This is a genomic window from Halorubrum shenae, from assembly GCF_051194165.1.
GTDB lineage: Archaea > Halobacteriota > Halobacteria > Halobacteriales > Haloferacaceae > Halorubrum.
The window spans coordinates 341,222-366,444 of record NZ_JBLZNI010000001.1 but is presented as its reverse complement, the minus strand read 5'-3'; the positions used below and the strand labels follow the sequence as shown (position 1 = coordinate 366,444).

30 protein-coding genes and 1 tRNA gene are annotated in these 25,223 nt (G+C 65.3%); 8 read left to right on the top strand and 23 right to left on the bottom strand.

The window, feature by feature from the left end:
* Positions 1 to 142: 142 nt before the first annotated feature.
* The 17 genes from ACNS88_RS01925 to ACNS88_RS01845 form a co-directional block, all read right to left on the bottom strand.
* On the bottom strand, positions 143 to 1,324 hold the full coding sequence (locus ACNS88_RS01925) for an ISH3 family transposase (RefSeq protein ID WP_435093379.1): 1,182 nt from the start codon (positions 1,322 to 1,324) through the stop codon (positions 143 to 145).
* 515 nt (positions 1,325 to 1,839) lie between these two features.
* On the bottom strand, positions 1,840 to 2,733 hold the full coding sequence (locus tag ACNS88_RS01920) for a pentapeptide repeat-containing protein (protein WP_435093377.1): 894 nt from the start codon (positions 2,731 to 2,733) through the stop codon (positions 1,840 to 1,842).
* 167 nt (positions 2,734 to 2,900) lie between these two features.
* Complete coding sequence (locus ACNS88_RS01915; protein ID WP_435093375.1) at positions 2,901 to 3,326, bottom strand: hypothetical protein; 426 nt, start codon at positions 3,324 to 3,326, stop codon at positions 2,901 to 2,903.
* Positions 3,327 to 3,584: 258 nt separating this feature from the next.
* Positions 3,585 to 3,719, bottom strand: a complete 135-nt coding sequence (locus ACNS88_RS01910; protein WP_435093373.1) for a hypothetical protein — start codon at positions 3,717 to 3,719, stop codon at positions 3,585 to 3,587.
* A 193-nt stretch (positions 3,720 to 3,912) separates the two neighbouring features.
* Positions 3,913 to 4,116, bottom strand: coding sequence for a hypothetical protein (locus tag ACNS88_RS01905; RefSeq protein ID WP_435093371.1), 204 nt, complete (start codon positions 4,114 to 4,116; stop codon positions 3,913 to 3,915).
* A gap of 15 nt (positions 4,117 to 4,131) precedes the next feature.
* Positions 4,132 to 4,653, bottom strand: a complete 522-nt coding sequence (locus ACNS88_RS01900; protein ID WP_435093369.1) for an HNH endonuclease — start codon at positions 4,651 to 4,653, stop codon at positions 4,132 to 4,134.
* A gap of 12 nt (positions 4,654 to 4,665) precedes the next feature.
* Positions 4,666 to 5,517, bottom strand: coding sequence for a hypothetical protein (locus ACNS88_RS01895; protein ID WP_435093367.1), 852 nt, complete (start codon positions 5,515 to 5,517; stop codon positions 4,666 to 4,668).
* Positions 5,517 to 5,819, bottom strand: coding sequence for a hypothetical protein (locus ACNS88_RS01890; RefSeq protein ID WP_435093366.1), 303 nt, complete (start codon positions 5,817 to 5,819; stop codon positions 5,517 to 5,519). Before ACNS88_RS01890 ends, ACNS88_RS01895 begins: the two co-directional genes overlap by 1 nt.
* The gene (locus ACNS88_RS01885; protein ID WP_435093364.1) at positions 5,816 to 6,043 is read right to left on the bottom strand and encodes a hypothetical protein; all 228 of its coding nucleotides are present in this window, start codon (positions 6,041 to 6,043) and stop codon (positions 5,816 to 5,818) included. Before ACNS88_RS01885 ends, ACNS88_RS01890 begins: the two co-directional genes overlap by 4 nt.
* Entirely contained in the window at positions 6,033 to 6,584 is a 552-nt protein-coding gene (locus ACNS88_RS01880; protein ID WP_435093362.1) for a hypothetical protein, read from the bottom strand. Before ACNS88_RS01880 ends, ACNS88_RS01885 begins: the two co-directional genes overlap by 11 nt.
* 268 nt (positions 6,585 to 6,852) lie before the next feature.
* Positions 6,853 to 7,320: a hypothetical protein gene (locus ACNS88_RS01875; protein ID WP_435093360.1), complete on the bottom strand. Its 468-nt coding sequence runs from the start codon at positions 7,318 to 7,320 to the stop codon at positions 6,853 to 6,855.
* Positions 7,317 to 7,658: a hypothetical protein gene (locus ACNS88_RS01870; RefSeq protein ID WP_435093358.1), complete on the bottom strand. Its 342-nt coding sequence runs from the start codon at positions 7,656 to 7,658 to the stop codon at positions 7,317 to 7,319. Before ACNS88_RS01870 ends, ACNS88_RS01875 begins: the two co-directional genes overlap by 4 nt.
* Positions 7,659 to 7,731: 73 nt before the next feature.
* Positions 7,732 to 7,804: transfer RNA gene (locus ACNS88_RS01865), tRNA-Pro, on the bottom strand.
* A 99-nt stretch (positions 7,805 to 7,903) separates the two neighbouring features.
* Entirely contained in the window at positions 7,904 to 8,533 is a 630-nt protein-coding gene (trmY, locus tag ACNS88_RS01860) for a tRNA (pseudouridine(54)-N(1))-methyltransferase TrmY (protein ID WP_435093356.1), read from the bottom strand.
* A 212-nt stretch (positions 8,534 to 8,745) separates the two neighbouring features.
* Positions 8,746 to 9,576, bottom strand: coding sequence for an orotidine-5'-phosphate decarboxylase (gene pyrF / locus ACNS88_RS01855; protein WP_435093354.1), 831 nt, complete (start codon positions 9,574 to 9,576; stop codon positions 8,746 to 8,748).
* Positions 9,577 to 9,644: 68 nt separating this feature from the next.
* A complete protein-coding gene (locus tag ACNS88_RS01850; RefSeq protein WP_435093352.1) occupies positions 9,645 to 10,478 on the bottom strand; it encodes a class I SAM-dependent methyltransferase in 834 nt (277 codons plus the stop codon).
* Complete coding sequence (locus tag ACNS88_RS01845; RefSeq protein ID WP_435093350.1) at positions 10,436 to 11,287, bottom strand: hypothetical protein; 852 nt, start codon at positions 11,285 to 11,287, stop codon at positions 10,436 to 10,438. The genes ACNS88_RS01850 and ACNS88_RS01845 overlap by 43 nt, the downstream gene beginning before the upstream one ends.
* A gap of 188 nt (positions 11,288 to 11,475) precedes the next feature.
* Here ACNS88_RS01845 and ACNS88_RS01840 point away from each other — a divergent pair, with 188 nt between their 5' ends.
* Positions 11,476 to 11,781 carry a hypothetical protein gene (locus ACNS88_RS01840; protein WP_435093348.1) on the top strand — a complete coding sequence of 102 codons (306 nt, stop codon included), beginning with the start codon at positions 11,476 to 11,478 and terminating at the stop codon, positions 11,779 to 11,781.
* Positions 11,782 to 11,865: 84 nt separating this feature from the next.
* Positions 11,866 to 14,277, top strand: coding sequence for a polyphosphate kinase 1 (ppk1, locus tag ACNS88_RS01835; protein WP_435093346.1), 2,412 nt, complete (start codon positions 11,866 to 11,868; stop codon positions 14,275 to 14,277).
* A gap of 25 nt (positions 14,278 to 14,302) precedes the next feature.
* On the opposite strand, the gene ACNS88_RS01830 is transcribed toward ppk1, so the two are convergent.
* From ACNS88_RS01830 to ACNS88_RS01820, 3 genes are all read right to left on the bottom strand, one after another.
* The gene (locus ACNS88_RS01830) at positions 14,303 to 14,989 is read right to left on the bottom strand and encodes a metallophosphoesterase family protein (protein WP_435093343.1); all 687 of its coding nucleotides are present in this window, start codon (positions 14,987 to 14,989) and stop codon (positions 14,303 to 14,305) included.
* Between the two features lie 174 nt (positions 14,990 to 15,163).
* On the bottom strand, positions 15,164 to 16,801 hold the full coding sequence (locus ACNS88_RS01825) for a succinic semialdehyde dehydrogenase (RefSeq protein ID WP_435093340.1): 1,638 nt from the start codon (positions 16,799 to 16,801) through the stop codon (positions 15,164 to 15,166).
* 81 nt (positions 16,802 to 16,882) lie between these two features.
* A complete protein-coding gene (locus tag ACNS88_RS01820; RefSeq protein ID WP_435093338.1) occupies positions 16,883 to 17,902 on the bottom strand; it encodes an AI-2E family transporter in 1,020 nt (339 codons plus the stop codon).
* Between the two features lie 151 nt (positions 17,903 to 18,053).
* Here ACNS88_RS01820 and ACNS88_RS01815 point away from each other — a divergent pair, with 151 nt between their 5' ends.
* The 4 genes from ACNS88_RS01815 to speB all read left to right on the top strand — a co-directional run bounded on the left by ACNS88_RS01815 (position 18,054) and on the right by speB (position 20,808).
* On the top strand, positions 18,054 to 19,217 hold the full coding sequence (locus ACNS88_RS01815; protein ID WP_435093336.1) for an aminotransferase class I/II-fold pyridoxal phosphate-dependent enzyme: 1,164 nt from the start codon (positions 18,054 to 18,056) through the stop codon (positions 19,215 to 19,217).
* Entirely contained in the window at positions 19,217 to 19,498 is a 282-nt protein-coding gene (locus ACNS88_RS01810) for a hypothetical protein (RefSeq protein WP_435093334.1), read from the top strand. Before ACNS88_RS01815 ends, ACNS88_RS01810 begins: the two co-directional genes overlap by 1 nt.
* Before the next feature lie 94 nt (positions 19,499 to 19,592).
* On the top strand, positions 19,593 to 19,970 hold the full coding sequence (locus tag ACNS88_RS01805) for a translation initiation factor IF-5A (protein WP_435093333.1): 378 nt from the start codon (positions 19,593 to 19,595) through the stop codon (positions 19,968 to 19,970).
* A 7-nt stretch (positions 19,971 to 19,977) separates the two neighbouring features.
* Positions 19,978 to 20,808: an agmatinase gene (gene speB, locus ACNS88_RS01800; protein ID WP_435093330.1), complete on the top strand. Its 831-nt coding sequence runs from the start codon at positions 19,978 to 19,980 to the stop codon at positions 20,806 to 20,808.
* Positions 20,809 to 20,839: 31 nt separating this feature from the next.
* Here speB and ACNS88_RS01795 read toward each other — a convergent pair whose 3' ends face one another.
* Complete coding sequence (locus ACNS88_RS01795) at positions 20,840 to 21,091, bottom strand: SelT/SelW/SelH family protein (protein ID WP_435093328.1); 252 nt, start codon at positions 21,089 to 21,091, stop codon at positions 20,840 to 20,842.
* An 88-nt stretch (positions 21,092 to 21,179) separates the two neighbouring features.
* Positions 21,180 to 22,799 carry an amidohydrolase gene (locus tag ACNS88_RS01790; protein WP_435093326.1) on the bottom strand — a complete coding sequence of 540 codons (1,620 nt, stop codon included), beginning with the start codon at positions 22,797 to 22,799 and terminating at the stop codon, positions 21,180 to 21,182.
* A gap of 81 nt (positions 22,800 to 22,880) precedes the next feature.
* On the opposite strand from ACNS88_RS01790, the gene ACNS88_RS01785 reads away from it, so the two are divergent.
* Both ACNS88_RS01785 and ACNS88_RS01780 read left to right on the top strand, forming a co-directional pair.
* Entirely contained in the window at positions 22,881 to 23,330 is a 450-nt protein-coding gene (locus ACNS88_RS01785) for a universal stress protein (protein WP_435093324.1), read from the top strand.
* A gap of 126 nt (positions 23,331 to 23,456) precedes the next feature.
* The gene (locus ACNS88_RS01780) at positions 23,457 to 23,888 is read left to right on the top strand and encodes a universal stress protein (protein ID WP_435093322.1); all 432 of its coding nucleotides are present in this window, start codon (positions 23,457 to 23,459) and stop codon (positions 23,886 to 23,888) included.
* Between the two features lie 29 nt (positions 23,889 to 23,917).
* Here ACNS88_RS01780 and ACNS88_RS01775 read toward each other — a convergent pair whose 3' ends face one another.
* Positions 23,918 to 25,123 carry an inorganic phosphate transporter gene (locus tag ACNS88_RS01775; RefSeq protein WP_435093320.1) on the bottom strand — a complete coding sequence of 402 codons (1,206 nt, stop codon included), beginning with the start codon at positions 25,121 to 25,123 and terminating at the stop codon, positions 23,918 to 23,920.
* Positions 25,124 to 25,223: the final 100 nt, after the last annotated feature.

Genomic DNA, 25,223 nt, shown 5'->3' with positions numbered 1-25,223 from the left:
GAGTAAAACGAACGAGGTCAGAGGGGGCGATTCAGCGAATCACACAAAGACGGCGGTCTCACGGTAGTGAGAGCGCCGTCAACCGAGATGAGATCTACAGCTGTCGCTCTATTCAGAAGGCGACCGCTGGACGCGGGCAGCCTCAGCCCGCGTCCAGCTGGCTGTAGGTCGCCGGGATGCCGACACCGTTGGTCGGTGCTTCCCATTTCCGGCGCAACGTATCGTCGAGAGCGTGATCAACCCACTCCCGGAATACCTCAAAACGGAACCAGACGGGTAGTGCTCGCCCGCCGCGTCGCGGCGTGGCGAGCACGCCCCATCGAACGATCACCCAGAGGTTCCGCAGCAAGAAGCTTACAAGGATGAACAACAATCGAACAGCTGGATCAGTTGTACTTGTACGCGTACGTGCTTCTCGCATCGTCCGGAAGGCTGTCTCGATGGCTGAGCGTTTCTGGTAGAGCGCTTCGACTTCTTTGGGCGTGCGATCGGTCAGATCGCACGCCACGTACGCCCGCACAAGCAAACCGTGTTTCCCACGGTTGCCCTGCTGGTAGGAGACACACACCGCGAGCGGGAACCGCAGTTCCCGCTCGCTTCCCTGGTACATCACGTACTCCGTCCAGTAGGACACCGTCGTGTCCAGTTTCTCGGCCATCTGTTTCCCACGGCGGACGATTGGAAGAGCGACTGGTGCCGTGGTATCCAGTCGCTCAATCGACGTGCCATCGTAGAATCCTCGGTCAGCGAGGAGACCGGCCACGGTGAACGGTAGGGCCGCGACGTGGTCGAGCAGTCGCTCGACCGCGTCGCTTTTCGGTTCGTCACCACGGACAGGCGTGACTGCGACAACGAGTGGTTTGGCCCGACAGAGGACGAATCCGGCGAGGTAGCGATGGCACTGAGAGGTGCCATCGCGGGGTTTCGTGTGGCAGAGTTCACCAGCGTCAGCGTGTGGACAACCGTGGTAGTGGATATCGACGAAGTCGAGGCAGATGATCCTCGGGCCGGGGCCGAGGATCATCGCCACCTGTTGAGCGAAGATGTCGTTGGCGGCGGCTTCGAGGTCATCAGGTGGAACGGTGTGCAATTGTTTGAGGGTGTAATCGTCGGAGTAGCTCCCACAAGTGGTGTCAGTGACGGCTTTGATGGACTTCTGATCGACAGCGGCTTGCAGAAGTGTTTGACGGATAATCCCGGAGTCGAAGCCGCGGCCTTCGACTCCGGGGATCGGGAGTTCCGCGAGTAGATCAAGCGCTAAGGCTTCAAGGTCTGAGGCCGTAAGAACAGTGTCTGGATGGTAGAGGCAATTCACAACACCCATCCAGACGCTTTCTGCGAACGTAACCTCGTCAGTTATGGCTATCCACTGACTCGATGGGAACTACCGAATATACTCGAATGATTCACAATCGGTTGTTTCGGTGTCAGTCTGTAACGCGAGCCCTACGCCGTACTGTATGAGCCGAGGCGGAAGGCCAGGATCCTGTTCCGGGGAGATCTCCAGACCAGTCGGATTGGATTTTTTTCTGCTCTGATCTGCTTCACGCAATAACACCGCTCGAAGGAGGTTGTGGACATGGAACTGCGTTAGTGTCCTCCGAGTTCCGTTGGATCGAATCGTTTGGAGGAGTGAGGATATAATTTTCTCACGGTCTCTATTCGCGAGACTGTGATTACCTCGTTGGAGTTTCTCATCTAGACGATGGACCTCAGAAGGATCAAGGTGATTTGGAGGAGAGGAAACAGGAAGGTCACCGGTCATTCCGATATTAACAATGCTTGAGGTGCGCTTAGAATAAACACTCCGGTCCAACCGAACATCGATTTTTAGTGTAGTCAGATTCTCTCACGGGAACCGAGAATATAACCAAGGAACACGATCGCCGCTGTTCCAGCAAATGTCTCGACTCCCGCAACCACACTCGGTAATCCCGGGGGTGGAGTATATGGGGGCGATGTCGTGAATGTCACCACGCTGTAATACATGCTACTACCCCATCCCATCCCGCCCCAGTGCCAATACACCACGGCGGACAAAGAATATAGTAGTATCATCCACCCGACGATTGGTTTGATCTGAACACCATATCCCGTAAATGCACTCGACAGGCGGGAAATAGCCCAGTCAAAATTCCCTTTCCATCCACCTTCTGCCTTTGCTTCTTTTCGACGAGCGCTTCGTTCTCGCACCCTGGCCATTCGGGCCTGGTTGAGGAGTCCGTTCTCGCTGAATGCCTCTCGAAGCTCATGATTCGCTCGAGCAATAACATCGTACTGTCGTTGTTTAGAGACATCTGACCCATTCAAAAACTGTTTGAGTCGATTATTAGGAGAGTGAATGTTAGTTCCGCGAGACATTATTATTCCACCTAGATTTGTGTCTCCTAACAGCACGTGTGATAGATCAGCATCGCGGATCTTCGCCTCCGACAGGTCGGCATCTTTGAGGTCTGCCTCCGACAGGTCGGTAAACGAAAGTTCAGCCCTATACAAGTTGGCATCTAATAGTGTCGCCCCTGACAGGTCGCCCTCAAGAATATTCGCTTGCGATAGGTTAGCTCCCTTAAGATTAGCTCCAGAAAGGTTGGCTAATAAAAGGTCTGCATCCGAAAGATCGGCGCCTTCAAGATGTGCATCTGATAGATCAGCCTCTCTGAGGGAGGCATTCGGGCGAATATTTTCAGATGACACATCATCGTCGTTCGGAATTTCGTATTCATGACTACTCATACAAAGAGGATTGTGCGCAATAGGTAAGAAGCGAACGAGAACAGAAGCAGCTAGGGCTGGTTACTTCTCAAGCGATATGGTGGAGTCAGATCATGTTCAAGTGAGGTCACGAGTTCCATTCTAGCCATCTCGGAGTCAGAGATAATGGCACCAATGAATGGGATCAGCTATTCTAACTCGAAGTCTTCCATTTTGACTCGATATACTCGAACCGCTTCGATGTGTTCTCGGGGAATTATTTCGGTCGTATTAGTCAACTCGTCAGCGTCAATATCCGGTGATCCAATCCCGGTAAAATCCTTTTCAGTGAGATTATCGTATCGAAGGAGTTCAATGTCATCCTCGCTATACCCATTTAGGAAGCCACGTTTCGTTTTCTGATCCGGTAGTGCCGAATCAACGTCCACTTCAACATAGTACTCCTTTGTTATATCTTCAAGTCCATCTTCAACATAGGAGCGAATCGTTTTCTGCCATCGAGAAACATTGCCTACGTCTTTTTTTGCTAACGCATCAAACCTCTCTACGACACGGGTCTGATACATATCTGCCACCTCGGTTACAAACACCCGGTGAGAAAGATCTGCTAGCACGCCGAGAATGAGGGGCAAAATAAAATAGAAGCCGATGGAACTCAGGTATGAAAGGGGTTCGAGAAAGCCTTGGAGGATCTGAAACAATAATGCGAAGAAGAGTATTAGTATTAGATGAGATCGTTTCAAACGATTGAAATCAGAGGTTCGCAGACCAATATAGACAAAATACGCAAAAAAGGCCGGTAACAATATCGTAAGCGAGGCTAAGACAGCCTCTAAATTCGTTAGAATATCCGAAATAACGCGGGCCACCCTTTATTCGTCGCTCGATGTAGTGCTCGGCTTTTCGCCTTTTGCCATCGTCGCAGGCGCGTCCTTCGGGTTATTCCCTCCGCTCTTCGAATTCTTGCGGAGTCTTTTGCCCTTTTTTTCTTGGTTGTCCTCACCCATTACATGCTGGCATATGTTGTTCCCCGAAAAAAATGTATGGATCGGGTAGTGGACACCGAACGTGCCTCTGCACCCTAGACGCACCTAGATGTTGGCGAGATGGACCAGCGACGGACCGACCTCGAGATCGGCCAGCACCTCGACAGCGTCGCCGATGTAGTAGGCTCCACCGATGGGTTCAGCATCAGCCTCGTCAGTCAAGGTCGACCACCTCCCGAGTCACCAGCTCAGCATTGCCGTCTGCGACCGCCTCTCGCGCTTCCTCAGCGTGCTCGGAGTGAACCGTGATGAACACGCAGCCTTCCGTCTCGACGACCGCGATGTCGTCGTTCTGCAGCTGCTCGATCTGCTCGTCAGCCAGCGACAGCAGCCACGCGTCCTTTCCAGTGTCGCTCACGCGTTCTCACCCCGGCTAGACCTCGATAGGCTCGCCGTCGCACTCTTGTCTCGCACACTCCAGGCACCGCTCGCCGTCGAAGCCGGGCGACGTCGCGAGCAGTTCCGCCGGCTCACCGCAGCCGTCGCACGTCGCCTCGTCAGCGATCCCGATCCGACGACGCTGCTGCTCGCGCTTCTCGTCTTGCGCCCACGCCCGGACCTGCTCTTGAGTGATCGACGCGTGGCGAGCGTGCTCGACCGGCTCGATGTTCCCCGGGCGGTTGTCCCACTTGACGCCGTTCTGGTGATGCACGTCCTTCTCTGCGAGATCTTCGAGCACCGACTCGATCGGCTCGTCGAGCGAGTAGCACTCGACGACAGCGAGCAGCCGGTGGTGCGCGACGTAGACGTCTTCGCGACCGGCGCTCGCCGTGTGCGGTCGGTGTTCGGTCGACCGCCAGCGCTCGTAGCCGGCTCCGGTCCCGTGACCGGGCTTCGCGTGTTCGAACCGCGCGAACGGTTGCACGCGATTCTCACCGAGGTGATAGTGTGACACACGATCATCACCTCAGTCATTCTGGATCCGCGGGGCGAGCATCATCCTCACGCTGCCGAAGCCGTCCGCGAACTCGTAGTCTAGGAAGACGGGCATCTCGTCGTCGAGCTTCCCGGTCAGCTCTGTTCCGCTGCTGAGCGGTTTGAGTATCCCTTTGTACTTGCTCCCGCCGGTCGACCCACCGACCAAATATGGCAGCGAGAACAGCGATTTGACGCCCTTCGAGAAGTTCGCGTCTAACAGATCGTCGCCTTCGATCACGGTTTCGATGTTGTCGGTATCGCCTTCACCGCTGACGACGAGAGCCCCGTCCTCCGTGTCTGCTTCGAGACTGACGTGATCCGAGACCAACTGTGCATTCTCAACCGCGTCTCTGAGTACCTTCGCGTCAGCTTCGAACTCGGCACTGTGTTCGATTTCGGGGACATCCGGTTCCCCTCGCATGTAGTCCGGGTCGATCCCAGCCATTTCCACCTCGACGTTCGTGTGTTCGATGTGGATCGAGCGGTCCTCTGGCACGTACTGTAGTGTCACCGGGTCCGAGCCGCTCGCTCCGTCGACGTAGTCGTCGAGCCTCTGGATGTTGATACCGATCGGGAACATCCCGTCGCCGACCGACTCGAACGCTCCCGGCTCCACTTCGAGATCGACCATCGCGACGTTCGCCGGGTCCACAGCCGCCACCGATAGCCCGTCGTAGCCGATCCGAAAGATTGCCTCATCGACGACGGTCAGCAGCTGGTCGATCACCTGCTGGAGCACCTCGGCGCGAACGATGACCGTCATGTTCTCGACCGGCTCAGTGTTCGACACGTCCGCATCTTCCTCCTCTGTGGTCGCATCTTCCGCGTCAGCGGCTGCCATCAGGCACCACCTCCGAGGTCGTCGTCAGTCGCGTCCTCGGCGTCGGTACTCCCGGTGATCTCGGTGGTGTTGGCACTCATGGTCGTAGCTGCAGCAAACCGCTCAGTCGTCCGCTCGATGCTCTCCGGCACTCCCGACAGCGTCTCTTCCAGCTCCTCGGCGGAGATCCCCGCCGGCGCTTCCACGACGACCGAGACGTCGCCCCGCTCCGCGGTCGCCAGCGCTCGGTCGCCGACCACGTCGACGTCGAGCACCGTCGGCTGCTCCGTCGCCGCCTCCTGGGGCGGATCGTCGACGCTCATGCTTCCCTCCAGTACTCGACGACGTGGCTCGCGTGCTTCTCGTCGTGTTCCCACGGCGAGTCGTCGCCCACTTCGAGCAGTAGCGTCGCCGTCTCCTCGCACGTGCAGCAGTACGCCGAGACGACTCGCCGCTCGTCGGTGTCGGTCTCGTAGGGCTCGAGCTCGGACTCGCCGCGCATGTCGACGTTGTCGGCCGCGCCGACCACGCGCTCGCTACTCGCCATCGGCCACCTCCGCGCCGGCCGCGGCCAGCTCGTCGAGCCGGTCGCTCACTTCAGACGGGTCGTCGACTTTCTCGCCCGCCGTGTGGTACTCCTGTGACGCCTGGAGTTTCGCCCATCCTTCGTCGCTCGCCGGGTTCGCTTCGGTCCCGACGACGATCGAGACCTGCGAGATTCCCTGCGAGATTCCAACCACGCCGGCACCGTTCAGCGGCTTGATCACGACACGCCGGACGGCGTCTTTCTGGATGTTCAGGTGGTTCGCGAGGATTGATTCGGCCGTGTCGAGTTCGAGGTACCCACCGACTCCGGTGTACTCGACCAGCTTCCGGTGCCCTTCGACGGCCTTCTGCGGCACCTTCCGGCCGTTGATGTCGGAGATCGAGACTCCTTCAGTCCCGAGCAGCGAGTCTCGCAGCGCCGACCGCATCGCCTCGCTCTTCGAGCCGTGTTCCTCTTCGGCCTCAGCGAGCGCGGCGCCGAGTTCCGGGTCGTCGATCCGCACGGTGTGCCGTCCCGTCCCCTCGGACTCCTCGGCGCTCATGCCGCCACCCCCTCGCCTGCGAGCACGGCCACCCGGTCGCATAATGCGCGGCGGCGCGCGCGCCGCCCCATCTTCGCGCTCACACACACAGGTGCGCCACGAAGGCACCGATTCGACAGCCCCCCCGTGCCTGTCTGACAGAGAGCCGGATCGGGGTTAGAGCGCTTTGAGGCGTTGTTTCCGTGAGATGAGGCTGTCAGACAGGCACCGTTCTCTGTCTGACAGAGTGCGTTCCAGTTGTTCCACGTGAAACAGTCGAAACGGGAGTTCATTTCTCGACACCTCCGTCGGCCGCGATCGGCTGCTCGGGCTCGGCGTCGACGCGATCTCGGTCGGCGTCGTCGAGCGAGAGCCACCACGGCGGCGAGACGTGCGACCGGCCGGCGTCGAGGTCGGTCACGACGAGGTCCTTCCGGCACCACTTCCACCAGAGCAGCGCGACGTGAGCGCACCAGCCGCGGAAGCGGTAGCCGTCACAGTCGCACTCGACCACGAGGTTCCCCTCGTAGAGCGCGAACAGCACGCGGTGCCGCGAGAGCGCAGTCTCGTCGTCTTCCCGGCCCATCAGCACCTCGAACTCGGCGGCATTCCGCGGCGACACGTTCGACGGCGCGGCCTGCGCTCGCCGCCAACTGGATGTCATCGTCCAATCGCTCGGGAACTGGAGCCGATCCGGCTCGGCGAGCCGGTTCGCGATCTGCTCGCGGTGGTCCTCGACGGAGGTCTCGGCGCTCATGGCGGCGAACACCTCTTGACGAAGTTGCCGGCGCCACCCGCGTGCCTGTCCTCGATGTGCTTCCGGATCGCGTCGTGAACTGCCTGCTCACCGCACCGGAGCTTCGAGATCCACTCGTCTTCGTCGAACCGCGTGTTCACGGAGAAGTACGCCGTCTCGCCCTCGACCTCTTCGCGAACGTAGCCGTTCCAGCCGGCGTCGTCCTGCCAGAGTCGGAGCTCTCCGTTGTCGTTGAACAGCTCCGCGATCTCTAGCTCGCGCCGCTCCTCGACGACCGCGCGCGCCGCGTTTCCGTCAGCGTCGAGATCAACGTCGATCTGCCGCTCGACACTGCTCATAACCCCACCTCGTGAACCGGCGCGAGAGTGCCTCTAAGTGTAAGAAAAAGGTGGAAAAGGTATATGTATCCTATGGGCCGGCACGAATTTGAATCGTGGTTACGGCCACCCGAAGGCCGAAGGATACCAAGCTACCCCACCGGCCCGCATTTTCAGGAAGGCCGCTCGTTCCTTTAACCTTTCCGAAAACCGGGGGCAATCGGGGGCCGATCAGGGCGCACTCCCCCACCTCATCGAACCGGTCGTCAGTAGGACGCGTACCCGTCGGTGTCGAGCCAGTTGTGAACGACGGAGACGGTGTGGTCGGCGTGGAGCAGTTCGGGACCGACGCGCACGCGGCGCTCCGCGCGCTCCGAGAGCAGGTCGCGCTCGGCGGGGGCGAAGTCGTTGTGATCGGAGAGGACGAAGACGGGGTCGGTCGGCGGCGCGGCCTCGACGAGGGGGTCGCCGTCCTCGTGAAGCTGAACGAGAGTCGGACCGGAGTCGGCGGACGCACCAGAGGTATCGGGAGCCCCGAGCAACCTGTCGAGGGTCGCGTCGAGCCCCATCCGGCGGAGTTCGACGCCGGGCGAGACGTCGGCGGGCATGTGTCCGATAGCGTCGTCCCGCGCGTCGAGCGCGTCTCGGATCCGCGCGGCGATATTGCGCTCGTCGGGGTGGAGATGTCGGAGGCTGTCCGCGTCGAAGGTGACCGTAAACTCCTCGCTGACGACGAGGTGGACCCGGACGCGTTCGCGGATCCCATGTGAGAGGAACACGCCGGCAGAAACACATCGACAGAGGAGGTCGAGTCGACCCGCGCCGGGGATGTCCGACAGCGAGATCGCGTCCGAATCGGTGGGTACGTCGTGGCCGATGACGACGAACTGGCGCATACGAGGGGGTCGCCCCCGACACTCATAAGCGACCCGACCCGAATAGGACCATGAACGTCACCGGACTCTGCCAGGTCTGTGAAGCGGCGCCGGCACGCCACACGTGTCCGCGGTGCGGCCGCGCGGTCTGTGAGGACCACTGGGGCGACACCGCCGGGGCCTGCACGGCGTGCGTGCAGGGCCGTCAGCAGTGACCGCGGCGACGACCCGCCCTACCGATGCCGATTCAGCCGCTTCTTGAGTCGCTTCGCGGCGTCGCCGGCGGCGCCGAAGTACGTCGCCTCGTCGCCCGGGCGGCTCGACTCCTCACCGGCGAAGATGATCCCCCGCGAGGAGTTGACGAGCCCCACGTCGACAGCGGCGCTCGGGTGATCTGCGAGACCGTGTTCGACCGCGGCCTCCGCGTCGCCGCCCTGCGCGCCGACACCGGGAACGAGGAAGGGGATCTCGGGGACGATCTCGCGGACCTCGGCCAACTCTTCGGGCGCGGTCGCACCCACGACCAGGCCGACGTTGCCGTGGCCGTTCCACACGTCCGCGAGCGCCGCGACGCGCTCGTAGAGGGGTTCGCCTGATGCGAGTTCGAGGTCCTGCAGGTCGCTTCCGCCCGGGTTCGAGGTGCGACAGAGGACGAACACGCCCTTGTCCTCGCGGTCGAGGAAGGGCTGGAGCGAGTCGCGACCGAGGTACGGGTTCACGGTGATCGCGTCGGCGCGGTCGAGCGCCTCGGCGTAGCGGCGGGTCGTGTTGCCGATGTCGGCGCGCTTGGCGTCGAGGAGGATCGGCACGTCCTTGCCGTGCGCGTAGGCGATCGTCTCCTCCAGCGCGCGCCAGCCGTCGGCGTCCTCGTAGAAGGCCGCGTTCGGCTTGTAGCAGGCGGCGTGCTCGTGGGTCGCGTCGATGATCCGGCGGTTGAACGCCCACCGCGGCAGGTCGGCGTCGGCGACGAACTCGGGGAGGCGACTCGGGTCGGGGTCGAGCCCGACCGAGACGACGCTGTCGGTCGACTCGATCCGGTCCGCGAGCGTCTCGAAGAAGCTCATGCCCGCCCCTGCGTTCGGGGGCGCGCTAAACGTTGCGTTCCGCCCCGCACCGCAACTGGCCTCCCCGGTCACTCCTGGCGGTCACCCGCGCGCCTGTGCCCGGCGCAGACGGTGATCGTTCCGAACAAGTACCGCTCTTCTCTCACCGTCCGCATCTCGTCTGCGAGCGCCCGCTGCGCCGCTTCCGTCCGGGCGTCGAGCTGGGCGAGCGGATCGCCACCGTTCGCGTCGAACAGCCGCCCGTTCAGTCGGGCGAACGCAGAGAGGGCGGCGTTGGCCGGGCGGCTCCCTCGCGGCGCGAAGGCGGCGACGAGGACGCTGTCGGCCACGTCACACCAGTGGGCCACGACCGCGTACGGGTCCGGGAACAGCGATGTGACGAACGTCGCGAGGACGGCGTCGGCCGAGCAGATCGGCGGATCGGCGGCGTCGCCCTGCACGAACTCGACGTTCTCCCAGCCGCGGCGCTCGGCTAGCGCCCGCGCCCGATCCAGCATCGCGCCGGTGATGTCGACGCCGACGACGTGCCCGGTCGGGCCCACGGCATCGCGCAGCGCGGGGACGTTGACGCCGGGGCCGCACCCGAACTCGACGACGGTGTCGCCGGGGGCGAGGTCGAGTGCCCGCACGCAGTCCGCCCGCACGCCTCCGACCGAGGTAGTCGCCCGCGCGAACCAGTCGTAGACCCGGGCCCACGCGGCGTATCCCCGCTGGATTCGTCTCACTGCAGGATCGCCGCCGCCCGCCGGCGAGACCGCGTCGCCCGACCGGGATCGCGACGCCGCCGACCCCGATCGCGACGCCGCCGACCCCGATCGCGACGTCGACGACCGGGACCGCGGGCGCCGCCGGTCTCGGGTCACTGGCGGGCGTGGACCGCCGCGGGAGCGGTCTTCGGCCACCACAGCTCCGGTCCGTCGCGCGCGACGGTGGAGTAGCACCGGTCGCTCCCGTCGCAGTCCCGCGGCCGTTGGTAGTCGATCCCCCGCTCCGCGAGGTACGTCACGTAGCCGTCGTCCACGCGGTCGAGCTTCTCGTGGCACACCCACTTTTCGCCGTAGACCCGCGCACCGACGTTCCGGTACGGACAGGTGAACGTCGTTCGCTCGGCGCCGGCCTCGCTCTCGGTCCCGTCGATGTCGACGCCGACCGACCGGTACGCCAGTCGGAGCCGCCTGACGACGCGCTTCGGCGAGGACGCGCCGAGGAAGAGCCCGTGCGCGAAGACGTAACCGAAGCCGTGGAGCAGTCGTTCAAACCGGGTCAGATCGTCGGGGTCGTCGTCGACGAGCGAGCGAAGAGTCGCGTACCAGCCGGCGATTTCGGTCACCTCAGCGGCCGCCGCGTCGGCGGCCGCGAGCGCGCGCCGCTTTTCCGGGAGCGGCGCGGCGCCGTCGGAGAGCCGGAACGACGGCACCGCCTCGACGTGTTCGAGCACGGCTTCGCGGAGGACCTCGCCGTCGCAGAACGCCTCCGTCACGGCCCTGAGATCGGGGTACCACTCGCGGGTCAGCCTGCCGTACGTCCCGTCGAGGAGGTCGTCAACGCGGTCGGGAAAGCCGTCGATGTCGGGAGAATCGTCGATGTCGGGACGGTCGTCGCCGTCGGGGCGGTTGTCGTCGTGGCTCGACCGACCCGTCCGGTCGCCGTCCGCGGCCCCGGGGAACGCGTCGACGACTCGCCGTAGCTCTGCGGGGTTCGGTCCTGCCATGGTGGCACGTGGCATCCGACAACCTTGAATCCGCAGGTCGATCAGACGGCGGCGGTCACTGGAAACCGCGTTAGGACATAGTGCTATATATTACCAAATAGACCTATTAATCGGGTTATTTGTGGTTCGTTCGCCTTCCGACACGCATGCCACGAGCCGTTCTCCTCAGGTGTCCGATCTGTGATGCTGTGCGATCAGTCGAAGGAAAGCGAGACGGTCTGTCGAAGACGGAGCTGTGCGCGACTGCGAAGGCGCACCTCCGGGACCACCCTCGCGCCGAGAGTTCCGCCGCGATTCGGAAACACCAGATGGCCGAGAACGCGGCTGAGATCATCGTTCCGGCGGACGACTTCGGTCGGCTCCCAACAGATGAGTGGCGAGACCACGCGACCGCGTGGCTTCCGGAAACTACCGCATCTCCCGCCGACGCCGCCGACCCCCTCCTCGGCTCGTCGGATGGGACGACCTCCGTGGGACCCAATGCGGAGGACTGAGGACGCGCCGTCGACTCGGCGGTCGACCGCCGACCGACCGAACAGCCGCCGGTCCGTCGCGCCGCACTGCTGGGGGGTGGTCCGGTGAGCGAGCGGGACCTCACGGCTCCCGAGTACTATCTCAACAGAGAGCTTTCGGAGCTCGCGTTTCAAGAGCGGGTGCTACGTGAGGGGATGGACGAGCGGAACCCGCCGCTCGAACGGCTCCGGTTTCTCGCCTTCTTCACGAAGAACACGGACGAGTTCTTCATGAAACGCGTCGGCGGGCTCAAACAGCAGATCGACGCCGGCGTGACCGAGACGACGCCGGACGGCCGGACGCCGGAAGCGCAGTGGCGAGAGGTGCTCGACACCGCTCGCCCGCTGTTTCGCGAGCAGTCCGACTACTGGGAGACGGTCTTGAAACCGACGCTCGCGGAGGCGGGCGTCGAGATCAGCCACCCCGAATCGCTCCCGACAGCCCAACGAAAGGAGCTCCGGACGTACTTCGAGGAGTCTATTCTACCGACGCTGACCCCGCTGGCGTTCGACCCGGCCCACCCGTTCCCGTTCATCTCGAACCTCTCGCTGTCCCTCGCCGTGCTCTCCGCGAACGAGACCGACGAGCCGACCTTCACCCGGATCAAGATTCCGCCGAATCAGCCTCGCCTGATACGGGTCCCCGGCGAGACGGACGGCCACGTCCTCATCGAAGACCTGATCGAGGCCAACCTCGACCTCCTGTTGCCCGACCTCGACATCCGCGACGTGTCGAAGTTCAAGGTGACCAGAAACGCCGAGGTCCGACGGAACGAGGAGGTCGCGGAGGACCTCATCGACATGGTCGAGGAAGTCCTCGAACAGCGCCGCTTCGCGACGGTCGTCAGGCTCGAGGTCGACGCGGACATGCCCGACGAGTCGCTCTCGATCCTTCGCGATCAGCTCGACGTAGACGACCAAGAGGTGTTCCATCGGGCCGGGCCGATCGATTTCGAGGATTTCTTCGAACTCACGGAGCTCGCCCGCCCCGATCTCAAACTGCCGGCGTGGACACCGCAGAAACATCCCCGGCTGGGACCGATAACGAGCGATGCGCAGGACGGGTCGGTGGACATCTTCGACGAGATCCGGAACGGAGATATCCTCGCACATCACCCGTACCACTCCTTCGAGGGGACGGTACAGCAGTTCCTCCACGCGGCGGCGAACGACCCCGACGTGCTCGCGGTGAAGGCGGCCATCTACCGAACAGCGAGCGACTCGAAGGTCATTCAGAGCCTCATCGACGCCGCCGACAACGGCAAACAGGTGGCGGTGATGGTCGAACTGAAGGCCCGATTTGACGAGAAGAACAACCTCGAGTGGGTTCGCCAGCTCGAAGAGGAGGGGATCCACGTCGCCTACGGGACCGTCGGCCTGAAGACGCACACCAAGACCGCGCTCGTCGTCCGGCAAGAGGACGACGGCGTCAAACTGTACTCGCACGTCGGAACCGGGAACTACCACTCGGGGACGGCCAAGGGGTACTCCGACCTCGGGCTGTTGACCGCCGACCGCGATATCGGCCTCGACCTCACGAAGGTGTTCAACTTCTTCACCGGGCCGACGCTCGACGACCGGTTTCGGAAGCTCCTGATCGCGCCCGTGACGATGCGCGAACGATTCACGGAGATGGTCAGACGCGAGGCCGAACACGCCCGCGCCGGTCGACGCGCGCGGATCGTGGTGAAGGTGAACGGGCTCGAAGACCCGTCGATGGTCGCGGAGCTCTACCGCGCTTCGATGGCGGGGGTCGATATCGACCTGATCGTCAGGGACATCTGTCGGCTTCGCCCCGGAATCGACGGCCTGAGCGAGACCGTGACCGTTCACTCGATCGTCGGGCGTTTCCTCGAACACGCGCGGATCTTCTACTTCGAAAACGCCGGCGACCCGGAGTGGTACACCGGGTCGGCCGACTGGATGACGCGGAACCTCGACTACCGGGTCGAGGCCGTCACGCCCGTCGAAGACACGCGGCTGCGTCGACAGCTGCGATTCGTCTTGGAGGCGTCGGTGACGGATAATCGCCGCCGGTGGGTGATGCAGAGCGACGGCAGCTACGAGCAGGTGTCACCCGACGGCGAACCGGTACGGGACATCCAGGAGATACTGATGACGGCCACGAAGGCGGCCGTCGACCGCGGCTACGGACCGGGGATGGTGGTCGATACGGACCTGATCGACGAGGAACTGCTGATCGAACCCACGCCCGAGGGCGACGCGGTCGCCGAGTCCGACGAGCCGGACGGAGTCGCCGAGGCGGTCGGCGACTCGGAAGAGCCGGACGGAACCGCTGACGGCGGCCGAAATCGCTCCGGCAGCGGTGAACCCTCCGTGTTCGACGCCCACGCCGACCGCTGGTACCGGCCCGACAGCGAGACGTACGACTGGGCGGTTCGAACGAGCGACGGGGACCGGCGGTACTTCAAAACGCGAGAGGGGGTGCGAGAGCGCCTGCGGTCGGAGTACCAATAGGGTCGAGGAATCGGACGGTCGTCGCTCAGGCCGGATTGACGATCTTCGAGTCGGCCCGCTCTTGATGCGTCGCCGTCGGATCCGTCGTGAGGAACTCGTCGTTGCGGTAGTCGTAGGCGGTGAGCGTGCCGCCGTAGACGCACCCGGTATCGAGCCCGACGGCGTGTTCTCGTACGACCGGCGTGTCGTGGACGGTATGGCCGAAGAACACTCGATACGGCCCGTCGTAGTCGTCGTACCAGAACGGCCCGTCGTAGCCGTCACCGTGGGGGGCACGCATCGTCAACAGCTCTTCGAGCGTGTGACTTTCGAGGCGACGCTCGGGATCGACGCCGCCGTGGACGACGAGCGCGTCGCCGAAGGAGATGGCGACGGGAAGCGACTCGAAGTACGTGCGGTCACCCTCGCGGAGCCACTCGGGGTCCTTATCGCCGCGGACGATCTTCTGTTCGTTGTTCCCGCGGATGGTCACCAGACGCGGGTCGCCGCGGACGATGTCGACGACGCCGGGACTGTCCGGCCCCTTGCGTACCAAGTCGCCAACGAAGACGACGAGGTCGTCGTCTGCGAGATCGAGCCTCGCGAGAAGCATCTCGAGGGCCGACCGGCTTCCGTGGACGTCGCCGACGACGTAGATGTCGCCGTAGTCACCGGTGTCGAGCCGTTCGTGACGCGTTTCGACGTTGTCGCTGAACTGAGGTATCGTGTGCATTAGCGTGAGAGTGTGACGCGACGGGTCGCGGCTGTGTTGTCGTCTGGCAGTGCGCACTCACCGGTTTAAGTCGTTTCTAATAGGGAACAATATCGGTATATAGTTTTGTGCCCGATCGGCGGCGGACCCTTCCGGCCCGTGACCGGTCGAACGAGACGCCGCGACGGGACCCGACTAGCGCCTTCGGAGCAGCCGTTTCACTCCTCGCACGCCACGACTCGCCCGCCGCCCGAGCGAGAGCGCCGCGAACGCCCCCCGGACGAACCAGTCGGTCGGGACCCGTTCCGGGAACGTGAGCGGCCCCACGCGCGAGACCCCGATCGTCCGCGACTCCACGTACCGCCGGATCCCCTCGGGACCGTGTCGGCGACCGAGCCCGGAGTCGCCGAACCCGCCCATCGGGGCGTCGACGGCGCCCCACGTCGCGAGGAACGCGTCGTTGACGTTGACGGTGCCGCAGTCGATACGCCGGGCGACCTCGACGCCCCGCTCGCGGTCCCGTGTCCATACGCTCGCGTTGAGTCCGTACGGCGAGTCGTTGGCGGCCGCGACCGCGGCGTTGGCGTCGGGGACTGACGTCACGGAGACCACCGGACCGAACGTCTCCTCGCACGCGACGGTCGCGTCCGGCTCCACGTCGGTCAGGACCGTCGGCTCGTAGCAGTACGGCGCCACGTCGGGGCGGGCGCGCCCGCCCGTCAGCACTGTCGCGCCGCGCTCCCGCGCGTCGTCGACGTGGCCCCGAACGCGCTCGAGCTGGGCGGCATCAATGAGCGACCCGACCTCGGCGTCGTAATCGTAGCCGGTTCCCACTGTGAGCCGCTCCGTCTCTCGGACGAATGCGTCCACGAACGCGTCGAACGCCGGCTCCTCGACGTAGAGCCGCTCCGCGGACAGGCAGAGCTGTCCGGCGTTCGAGAAGCAGGCTTGGACCGCGCCGCGGGCCGCCTCGTCGACGTCTGCGTCGTCGAGGACGACGAGGGGGTTGTTGCCGCCGAGTTCCAGCGAGCAATCGATCAGGTTCCGTCCCGCCCGCTCGGCCACGATCCGGCCGGTCTCGGTGCTGCCGGTAAACGCGACGTAGTCGACAGCGTCGACGAGCGCGGGGCCGACCGTCGCTCCCTCACCGGTGACCACCTGAAAGAGACCGTCCGGGAGGCCAGCGACCTCCAGCAGCTCGCCGAGCGCGAGCGCGCCGTACGGCGTCTTCTCGTCGGGTTTGAGGACGACGGCGTTGCCCGCGACGAGCGCGGGGAGCGCGTCCGCCATCGACAGCGTCAGCGGGTAGTTCCACGGCGAGATGACGCCGACGACGCCGATCGGGTCGTACGTGACGGTCGCGGTCGTGATCCCCGGCGCCACGCCGGCCCGTCGCTCGTCTTCGAGGACGCCGGGCGCCTCGTTCACGAGGTAGCCGCAGCCAGTCGGCACGTCGAGCAGCTCCTCGACCGCGCTCCGGCGCGACTTCCCGGTCTCAAGCTGCAGGAGGTCGAGCAGCTCCTCGCGGCGGTCGAGCACGAGGTCGGCGAATCGGTCGAGGACCGCCGCGCGCTCCTTGACGGGCGTCGCCGCCCACTCCGCCTGTGCGTCGCGGGCGCGCTCGACCGCGGCGTCGACGTCGCTCGCGGTACAGGCGGGCACCGATCCGATCCGCTCGTCGGTCGCGGGCGCGAACACGTCGATCGCGTCGGCCTCGCCGATCGGCCCGTCGGCGGCACTGGGCCGTGCCACGCGGTCAGCGAGATCATCAAGCCGCCGCGACGCGAGGCTCGGAGCATCATCGACCGCGGTGGGGGGATCCGTCGAGGACATCGGTTACCGGGAAAACGGTCGGCCCGGGGAAAGCCGTGCCGGTAGATCGGTCGGAGCGAGGGATGAGGCCGACTGCGACGGTCAGCGCGTAGAATCGGCCGGTCCCGCGACCCCTTCTGGCGGCGCGTCGCGCTCGGAGAGCATGTCGATCACCTCGAGCAGCAGCGATACGACGAGCGGCCCGACGATGAGCCCGACGGCGCCGAGGGTGAGAATACCGCCGACGAACCCGACGAAGTACAGTCCGGGTGAGATCCTGCCGGTCCAGTCGGCGAGCTGGGTCCGGATCACCGCGTCGGGGACGAAAGAGACGATGACGAGGCCGAGCGCCAACACGGCGATCGCCCGCGTCGCCTGCCCGAGGAGAACGTCTCCCGCGGCCAGCGTGACGACGAGCACGCTCGGGCCGACGACGGGAACGAACTGAAGCACGGCCGCGATGACGGCCAACAGGATCGGGGAGCCGTAGCCGAGCGCCCAAAACACCACGAACGCGAGCACGAACGTCGCCGCCGCCGTCGCGGCCTGCAGGACGTATATCGAGTACAGCGTCTCCCGCGTCTGTTCGTGGAGCCGCGTCGGGACGTCGTGGTACTCCGCCGGAACCACGCCGAAGACGGCGGTCCTGACCGCACCCGGCCGGTAGAGGATCCCGTAGACGAGGAAGGTGAAGACGACGAGTTCCAAGACGAGCCGCGGCGCTGCGGCCGCGACCGAGAGCGCGACCTGCCGAACCCACACCTCGGCGGCCGCCACGTACGGCGCCAACTCGATAACCAACTCGAACTCGCCCGCGCTGATCGGGACCGCGTCGGGGATCTGCCCGAGGACCTCGATCAGCTCCGCTCGCCGTCGATACAGGACGTAAAGCAGCGGAACCACGAGCACAACGGCGGCGACGAAGGCGATGACGGTGGTGGCGATACACGAGATTCGAGCGGAGAGTCCTCGTCCGACGAGCCGCTGGCGAACCGGGTACAAGACGTACGCGACGGTGACCGCGAAGACGACGGTCTGCAGCACTTCCGCCAACACGACCGCCGCGAGCGCGATCAGCGCGACGAGTAGCGCACCCAGCAGCCTCCCCCGATTAAGTAACATGGTACCGAAACACAACCATACACAAAAGTCGTTGTGGTGACTGTGTCCCCGAGAACACGGTCGCCGGCGAGTCGCCCGCTGTGGACGCACCTCTCTCCTGAGACCCCCGAAAGACCGTAGCACCTAACCTCGCGCCGCCTTTATTTCCGGTATGCGCATCGACCCGTTCGGCCTCGAACGCTGGTTCGCGGAGTACGAGCACGAGGCCGACATCATGTTGGCCGAAAGCGGGATCCGCTCGCTGGACGCGAGCCGGTTCGACCTCGATTCCGGCCGGCTCGACTACGTCATCCCGACGAACGGCGACCCCAAGTTCCGTGCGTCGGTCGGCGACCGCTACGGCCGGAGCGCCGACGAGGTCCTGTTCACCTGCGGGACGCAGGAGGCGAATTTCCTCACGTTCCTCTCGCTGCTCGGCGACGAGGGCGGCGTGGGCGGCGAGGGGGCGGACACCGACTCGACGGTCGGCTCCGGATCCCACGCCGTCGTCGTCACGCCAACGTATCAGGCCCTTCACGCGGTGCCCGACGCCTTCGGCGAGGTGACTCGCGTCGAACTGGAGCCCCCGGAATGGGCGCTCGACCCGGACGCGATCGCCGACGCGGCCCGCGACGACACCGCCGTGATCGTCGTGAACAACCCGAACAACCCCACCGGCCGGTATCACGACGAGGCCGCGATGCGGGCGGCCTACGACGTTGCCGTCGAACACGACGCGTACCTCCTCTGTGACGAGGTGTACCGGCTACTCGCCGACGAGCCGCAGCCGCCGGTCGCGAGCTTCGGGTCCCACGGCATTTCGACGACGAGCCTGACGAAGGCGTACGGGCTCGCCGGGCTCCGCTTCGGCTGGATCGCCGGCCCGGAGGCGGTCGTCGAACGCGCGTGGCGCTGGAAGGATTACACCACGATTTCGCCGAGCTTGTTCGGCCAGCACGTCGCGAAGCAGGCGCTCGGCCGGCGCGAACCGCGCATCTTGGAGGAGAACCGCGAGCTGGCGGCGACGAACCGCGCGATCGTCGCCGACCGGCTCGACGCGCACGGAATCGACTGGTACGACCCGGTCGGGGTCAACGGGTTCGCGACGGTCCCCGACGGGTTCGACGACGCCGAAGCGTTCTGTCGGACCGTCGTCGAGGAAGAGAGCGTCGTGCTCGCGCCCGGTACCTTATTCGGCTTTCCGGACCGGTTCCGTATCGGGTTCGGGCTCCCGACCGAGGAACTGAAGGAAGGGCTCGACCGCGTGAGCCGCGTCATCGAGGGGAAGAGCGCGAGTGAGAACGCAAGCGAGATCGACGCGGAGGGGGGTGTCTGATGGGGTTCTTCGGCGACATCAAGGAGGACGTGGTCGGGTTCGTCCGCGATCCGACCGACGAGCAGAAGGCGTTGTTCGTCGCGTTCGTGTTCATGCTGGTCGCCGACCGCGCGCTCTGGTGGATCGACTTCCCGTTTGTCGTCCGGACGACCGCCGCGGTCGGCGTCGGGTTCATCGGCCTCTTCATCGCCAGCTATCTCCTCACCGGGCGGTTCGTTCCCCCGGACGGAGACGCCGCCGACGACGAGCAAGAGGAGTACGTCGACGAGATGGATCCGTAGAGAATCGCCGACTGATCGAACCTCACCCGCCGATTCCAGCTCCCCGCGACGGCGTTCCAAACCGTTTATACCCGCGCCTCCGGAAGTAGCGGGCATGCCGCGAGAGCAGAAGCAGGTTCGCGAACTCCAGGAGGGCAGCTACGTGATGATGGATAGCAACCCTTGCAAGATTAACCACTACAGCACAGCCAAACCCGGGAAACACGGGAGCGCCAAAGCGCGCGTCGAGGGCAAGGGCGTCTTCGACGACAGGAAGCGCTCGCTCTCACAGCCGGTCGACGCGAAGGTCTGGGTGCCGATCATCCAGCGGAAGCAGGGCCAGGTCGTCTCCGTGTCCGGTAACGACGCGCAGGTCATGGATCTGGACACCTACGAGACGTTCACCATGCGCATCCCCGAGGGCGAGGACTTCACCTCCGACGACACCATCGAGTACCTCGAGTACGAGGGCCAGCGCAAAGTCGTCGGGTAGTCGAGGCATGTTTCCGGGAGCGACGACGGACCGCGACGCTGCTTCGTACGTGGTCGTCGGCGCTCCTCTCGACGCCACGACCACTTTTCAGCCGGGCACCCGGTTCGGACCGGACCGGATCCGGCGGTTCGCCGAGACGTACGACGATTACGACCGCAGAACGGACAGCGACTTCTCCGCGCTCAACGTCTGTGACGCCGGCGACGTGCGTCCGTGGGACGACGTGGAGGAATATCTCGACCACCTCGCCGCCGAGCTGCGGAGCGTCACCTACGACGACGCCGTCCCCCTCCTCGTCGGCGGCGAACACACCGTCACGCACGCCGGCGTCGAGGCGGTCGCCCCCGATACCCTCGTCGTCTGCGACGCCCACCTCGACCTGCGCGACGCCTACGACGGCAACCCGCTGAGCCACGCCTGCGTCACCCGACGCGCCCTCGACGACCTCGGCGTCGACCGCGCCGTGATTGTCGGCGCGCGCAGTGGCTCCGAGGCGGAGTGGGACCGCGCCGCCGCCGACGACGTGACGGTCGTTGCACCCGAGGACGCCCGAGCGTGGATCGACGACATCGACGCGGACACTTTTAAGGGCGAGTCGGTGTACTGCTCGGTCGACATCGACGGGCTCGATCCGGGGTTCGCACCGGGAACCGGAACGATGGAGCCGTTCGGGCTCGATCCGCGGGAGGCCCGCGATCTCGTCCGCGCGGTTGCGCCCGCCGCCGACGGATTCGATGTCGTCGAGGTGAACGACCGCGACGACGGGCAGGCGGCGGCGCTGGCGGGCAAGCTCCTCCGGGAGTTCGTGCGGTCGCACGCGACGGTCCGAGGCGACTGAGCCGCGGCGGTCCGGGGCGACTGATCGATCGTTAGGACAGTTCCGAGAGACGTCGCCGCGCCGCGGTGACGGCCTCCATGGCGTCGATCCACTCGCGCGGATCGGTACACCAGATGCGGTCGCCCTCGACGCTGACACAGAAGACGGAGTCGCTGGAGGGCGAGAGCGTCACCCCGTCGACGTCGGAGCGGTCCCCGAGGTAGGAGTCGATCAGGCGTCGAGCCGTCTCCGCTTCCGACCGGAGGCGACTGCCCGCGGCGTACTCGATGGCGATTTCGGCCATACCAAATGTGCGTTCTACATGATTAATAAATATCTTTTTCGGGCAGTGCTTGCGACGTTTCGGGTCGGGGCTCGGTCGAGAGTCGCTCTCACCGCCCGTCGTACACGACCTCGCCGTCGACGACCGTCATCGCCACCCGGATATCGCGGATCGCGTCCGACCGCTCCCACGGCGACGACTCGAGGACGGCGAAGTCCGCGCGCTTGCCGGGTTCGACCGTGCCGAGTCGGTCCTCGTCGAAGCCCGCGTACGCCGCGCCTCGGGTGTACGCGCGCAGGGCCTCGGTCACCGTGAGCCGCTGAGCGGGGGCCGGCGCGGTGACGGCGTGGTGGACGCCGAGCAGGGGGTCCATCGGCATCCCGTCGGAGCCGAAGGCGAGGTGCACGCCCGCGTCGAGCATGTCGCGGTAGCGGTTCGTCGCGGCGGTGCGCTCCGGCCCGAGCCGCGCCTCGTAGAGCCCGTCTTCGCCCGCCCACTTGAGGAAGTTCGGCTGGACGCTGGCGACGACGCCCGCCTCCGCGAGCCGTTCGATCGCCGCGTCGTCGGCGAGTTCGACGTGTTCGATCCGGTGACGGGCCTCGGCGGGGTCGGTATGCGACTCTTCTTCGTAGGCGTCGAGGACGGCGTCGACCGCCTCGTCGCCGATGGCGTGAGCGGTGAACTGGTAGCCGGCCGCGGTCGCGTCGGCGACCGTCCCCGCCAGCTCGTCCGGATCGACGACCCACTGGCCGGTCTCCTCGGGCGCGTCGGCGTACGGCTCGGAGAGTCGCGCGGTTCGCCCGCCGAAGCTCCCGTCGGTGTACGACTTGATCGCGCCCGTCTCGACCGTGTCGCTCCCGGCGTTTGTGGACAGGCCGACCTCCCGGAGCGCGTCGCAGTGGTCGCTCCAGTAGTTGATCCGGACGCGCGCGGTCAGCTCGCCGGCCGCGTCGAGGTCGCGGTAGACGCGCGGCGCGTGCGAGTTTCGCACCATGTCGTGAAAGCCCGTGACCCCCTTCGCGGCGCAGTCGTCGAGCGCGGTCGCGACGAGCTCGCGAGTCGCCGCCGGCCCCGGTTCGACCGCCTCGTAGATCGGGTCGATCGCGCTCTCTAGGAGGACGCCCGTCGCCTCGCCGGCGTCGTCGGTCGGCACCGTCTCGTCGGGGACGCTCGCCAACTCGTCCGCGAACCGGTCGATGACGGCCCCGTTGACCGCGGCGACGTGCATGTCCTCTCGGAACGCCGCGACCGGACGGTCGGTCGAGATGCGGTCGAGGTCCTCGCGGGTCAGGTAGCGGGCCTCGTCCCACGTCGACTCGTCGTAGCCGTAGCCGAGCACCCAGTCGGTCGCGGGGTCGGACTCGTCGTCGTCCGACGCGTCCGCGTTCTGATCCCGAATCTCCTCCGCCCGCGCCGCCAGCAGATCGACCGCCTCGTCGGGCGAATCGGCGACCGAGAGGTCGGCGTGGACGAGGGAGCGCCCGACCATCGTCAAGTGAGTGTGCGCGTCGATGAAGCCGGGGAGGAGCACGCGTCCGTCGAGGTCGATCACGTCGGTGTCGACGCCTTCGAGGAACCGCACCTCGCGGGTCGGGCCGAGGCGCACGACCGCGCCGTCGCGCACGGCGACGGCCTCGTGAGCCTCGTCGGGAGCCTCGTAAGCCTTCTCAGGTGGCGCGAGCGTGTGTATCTCCCCGTTCACGAACAGTCGGTCCGCGGCGTCGGTCATGCGCGAGTCCGGGGCTGGAAGCGTGTTAACCGTTCGGGAACCAGCGACCGATTTATTCGGAGACAGGACGAATCGGCACGTATGTACGATCAGATACTGCTTCCCACGGACGGCAGCAAGGGCGTCGACCGCGCGATCGACCACGCCGTCGACGCCGCCGAGCGCTACGGCGCGACCCTCCACGTGTTGTATATCGTCGACAGCGACGTGATCAACGCGTACTCCGGCGACGAGTTCGTCGACGGCTCGGAGGGCGCCTCCGAGACGCTGGAGGAGCGCGGCCGCGAGGCGCTCGACGAGGTCGCCGCTCACGCCGCAGACGCCGGTGTCGACGTGGTGACCGACCTGGTGTACGGCGTCCCTCACGAGGCGATCCTCACCTACATCGACGACGAGAACGTCGACTTGACGGTGATGGGATCGAAGACCCGATCCGGGGACTACCGCCGGATGCTCGGCTCCGTCACTGAGCGCGTCTCGCGGCAGTCGACCGCGCCGGTGAGTATCGTGAAGACGACCGTCTCGGAGTGAACAGACACAGACGGCGAGCGTCGCCGCGCGGCTATTTTTCGGCGAGCGTCGATCGCGCACCGCGCTGTCGCCGTCCGTGTATCGGACAACCACCGCCGATTTGTGTGTGCGGGTTCAAGACGACGTATGGCGCCATCGCACGTCCTCGTCCCGCTCGACGGATCGCCCCTGGCAGACGAGGCACTCGCAGAGGCGCTCGAACGCTTCGATTGCCGGGTGACAGTCTTAAACGTCGTGACACCGATCGATGCGGAAATGAGCGAGGGAGGCGTTCTCAACGCCGGCGACGACCGCCGAGAGGCCGCCCGTGACCGGGCCGACCGCATCGTCGAACGCGCGAGCACACGGGCTACCGAGGTCGACCGACAGGTCGAGACGGCGGTCGAGACCGGCGACCCGGCCGAGACCATTCTCGAGTACGTCGACGACCACGACGTCGACCACGTCGTCATGGGCGGCCACGGGGATGAGCGGGGGAGTATCGCTCGCCGGGTGCTCGGAACCGTGGCGACGAACGTCGTCAGCAAGGCCCCCGTAACCGTAACTGTCGTCCGATAAGCGAGCTCACCGCAGCGCGCACCGTCTCCTCACCCGCCGAGCACCGCCGCGAAGACCTTGTAGAGCCCGAAGCCGATCACGATCGAGGAGACGAGCGTGATGATCCAAAACGCGAGTGTGACGCCGATTTTCCGACGAGACACGCCCGCAGAGCCCCCGGCGAGCCCACCGCCGATGACGCCGGAGATGATGATGTTGTTAAAGGAGATCGGAATCCCGAGCGCGATCGCCAGCTGTGCGATGATGAACCCGGGGACCAGCGCGGCGATAGAGCGCCTGACCCCCAACTGCGCGTACTCGCGGGAGGTCGCTTGGAGCAGTTTCGGCGCCCCCATCCACGCGCCCGCGAGAATACCGGTCGCGCCGAGCGCAAGCAAGTAGATGCTCGGCAGCCCGAGTTCGGCCCCGTAGAGGTTCTCGAGCGGACCGGTCGCCAGTCCGACCTGACTACCCCCGCTGGAGAAGGCGACGACGCTCCCCAAGACGATGAGGAACGTCCGGATGCCGCCCTCGACCGACGCCTGCGTCCGCCGGCGAATGAGGACGAACCACGCCGCGGCGGCCGCCAGCGTGACGAGCACTATCACGGGATCGACGCCGGCGACCGTCGGCGACTCGACCTGTCGCGCGATGAACGCCGCGACGGAACTCTGACTCGCGTCGGGCGGCGAGGGAATGACGCCCAGTTGAACGTTGGCGATGATGCCGCCGACGACCGCCGCGAGCAATGGGACGCCGACCGTCTCCGGAATGTCGTCGCGCCGGAGGATCGTGGCGGTGAGATAGGCGAGCCCGCCCGAAACGGGAGGGACCAGCGCCCAGAAGAGCGCGATGCGGCGGTAGGTGTCGATAGCGGGGTCGCCGCCGAGCGAGAGCCCGACGCCGACCATCGCGCCCGTCGTCGCGAACGCCGCCGGGACCGGGTAGCCGCTGTAGACGCCGAAGGCCATGAACCCGGTCGCGGTCAGCAGCCCCGCCGTCGCCGCCAGCGACGTAATCTGGACGCCGTTGATAAGGCCCGCCCCGACGGTCTCGGAGATCGCACCGCCTTGGGTGAGCGCGCCGAGCGCAGCGAGGATACCGATGAGGAAGGCCGCCCGCATCGTCGAGATGGCGTTGGCACCGATCGCCGGAGCGAACGGCGGCGAGTTGCTGTTCGCACCGAGCGCCCACGCCGTGGCGAGGCTGGTGAGGGTCGCCAGCACAACGAGCGCCCAGAAGACAACTCCCGGCACGCTCAACGGCCTCCACTGACGTGGGTTCGAGCCATACTACTCCCTTCGACAGAGGCGACGATTAAATATTTCCCTGACGCGCTCTCGCCGGTGCTGTACT

Excerpts from the sequence above, each read along its gene's own strand:
- ACNS88_RS01925 (WP_435093379.1), bottom strand. The coding sequence starts at position 1,324 with ATGGGTGTTGTGAATTGCCTCTACCATCCAGACACTGTTCTTACGGCC.
- ACNS88_RS01920 (WP_435093377.1), bottom strand. The coding sequence starts at position 2,733 with ATGAGTAGTCATGAATACGAAATTCCGAACGACGATGATGTGTCATCT.
- ACNS88_RS01910 (WP_435093373.1), bottom strand. The coding sequence starts at position 3,719 with ATGGGTGAGGACAACCAAGAAAAAAAGGGCAAAAGACTCCGCAAGAAT.
- ACNS88_RS01895 (WP_435093367.1), bottom strand. The coding sequence starts at position 5,517 with ATGGCAGCCGCTGACGCGGAAGATGCGACCACAGAGGAGGAAGATGCG.
- ACNS88_RS01890 (WP_435093366.1), bottom strand. The coding sequence starts at position 5,819 with ATGAGCGTCGACGATCCGCCCCAGGAGGCGGCGACGGAGCAGCCGACG.
- ACNS88_RS01885 (WP_435093364.1), bottom strand. The coding sequence starts at position 6,043 with ATGGCGAGTAGCGAGCGCGTGGTCGGCGCGGCCGACAACGTCGACATG.
- ACNS88_RS01880 (WP_435093362.1), bottom strand. The coding sequence starts at position 6,584 with ATGAGCGCCGAGGAGTCCGAGGGGACGGGACGGCACACCGTGCGGATC.
- ACNS88_RS01875 (WP_435093360.1), bottom strand. The coding sequence starts at position 7,320 with ATGAGCGCCGAGACCTCCGTCGAGGACCACCGCGAGCAGATCGCGAAC.
- ACNS88_RS01870 (WP_435093358.1), bottom strand. The coding sequence starts at position 7,658 with ATGAGCAGTGTCGAGCGGCAGATCGACGTTGATCTCGACGCTGACGGA.
- trmY (WP_435093356.1), bottom strand. The coding sequence starts at position 8,533 with ATGCGCCAGTTCGTCGTCATCGGCCACGACGTACCCACCGATTCGGAC.
- pyrF (WP_435093354.1), bottom strand. The coding sequence starts at position 9,576 with ATGAGCTTCTTCGAGACGCTCGCGGACCGGATCGAGTCGACCGACAGC.
- ACNS88_RS01845 (WP_435093350.1), bottom strand. The coding sequence starts at position 11,287 with ATGGCAGGACCGAACCCCGCAGAGCTACGGCGAGTCGTCGACGCGTTC.
- ACNS88_RS01830 (WP_435093343.1), bottom strand. The coding sequence starts at position 14,989 with ATGCACACGATACCTCAGTTCAGCGACAACGTCGAAACGCGTCACGAA.
- ACNS88_RS01825 (WP_435093340.1), bottom strand. The coding sequence starts at position 16,801 with ATGTCCTCGACGGATCCCCCCACCGCGGTCGATGATGCTCCGAGCCTC.
- ACNS88_RS01820 (WP_435093338.1), bottom strand. The coding sequence starts at position 17,902 with ATGTTACTTAATCGGGGGAGGCTGCTGGGTGCGCTACTCGTCGCGCTG.
- ACNS88_RS01815 (WP_435093336.1), top strand. The coding sequence starts at position 18,054 with ATGCGCATCGACCCGTTCGGCCTCGAACGCTGGTTCGCGGAGTACGAG.
- ACNS88_RS01810 (WP_435093334.1), top strand. The coding sequence starts at position 19,217 with ATGGGGTTCTTCGGCGACATCAAGGAGGACGTGGTCGGGTTCGTCCGC.
- ACNS88_RS01805 (WP_435093333.1), top strand. The coding sequence starts at position 19,593 with ATGCCGCGAGAGCAGAAGCAGGTTCGCGAACTCCAGGAGGGCAGCTAC.
- speB (WP_435093330.1), top strand. The coding sequence starts at position 19,978 with ATGTTTCCGGGAGCGACGACGGACCGCGACGCTGCTTCGTACGTGGTC.
- ACNS88_RS01795 (WP_435093328.1), bottom strand. The coding sequence starts at position 21,091 with ATGGCCGAAATCGCCATCGAGTACGCCGCGGGCAGTCGCCTCCGGTCG.
- ACNS88_RS01790 (WP_435093326.1), bottom strand. The coding sequence starts at position 22,799 with ATGACCGACGCCGCGGACCGACTGTTCGTGAACGGGGAGATACACACG.
- ACNS88_RS01785 (WP_435093324.1), top strand. The coding sequence starts at position 22,881 with ATGTACGATCAGATACTGCTTCCCACGGACGGCAGCAAGGGCGTCGAC.
- ACNS88_RS01780 (WP_435093322.1), top strand. The coding sequence starts at position 23,457 with ATGGCGCCATCGCACGTCCTCGTCCCGCTCGACGGATCGCCCCTGGCA.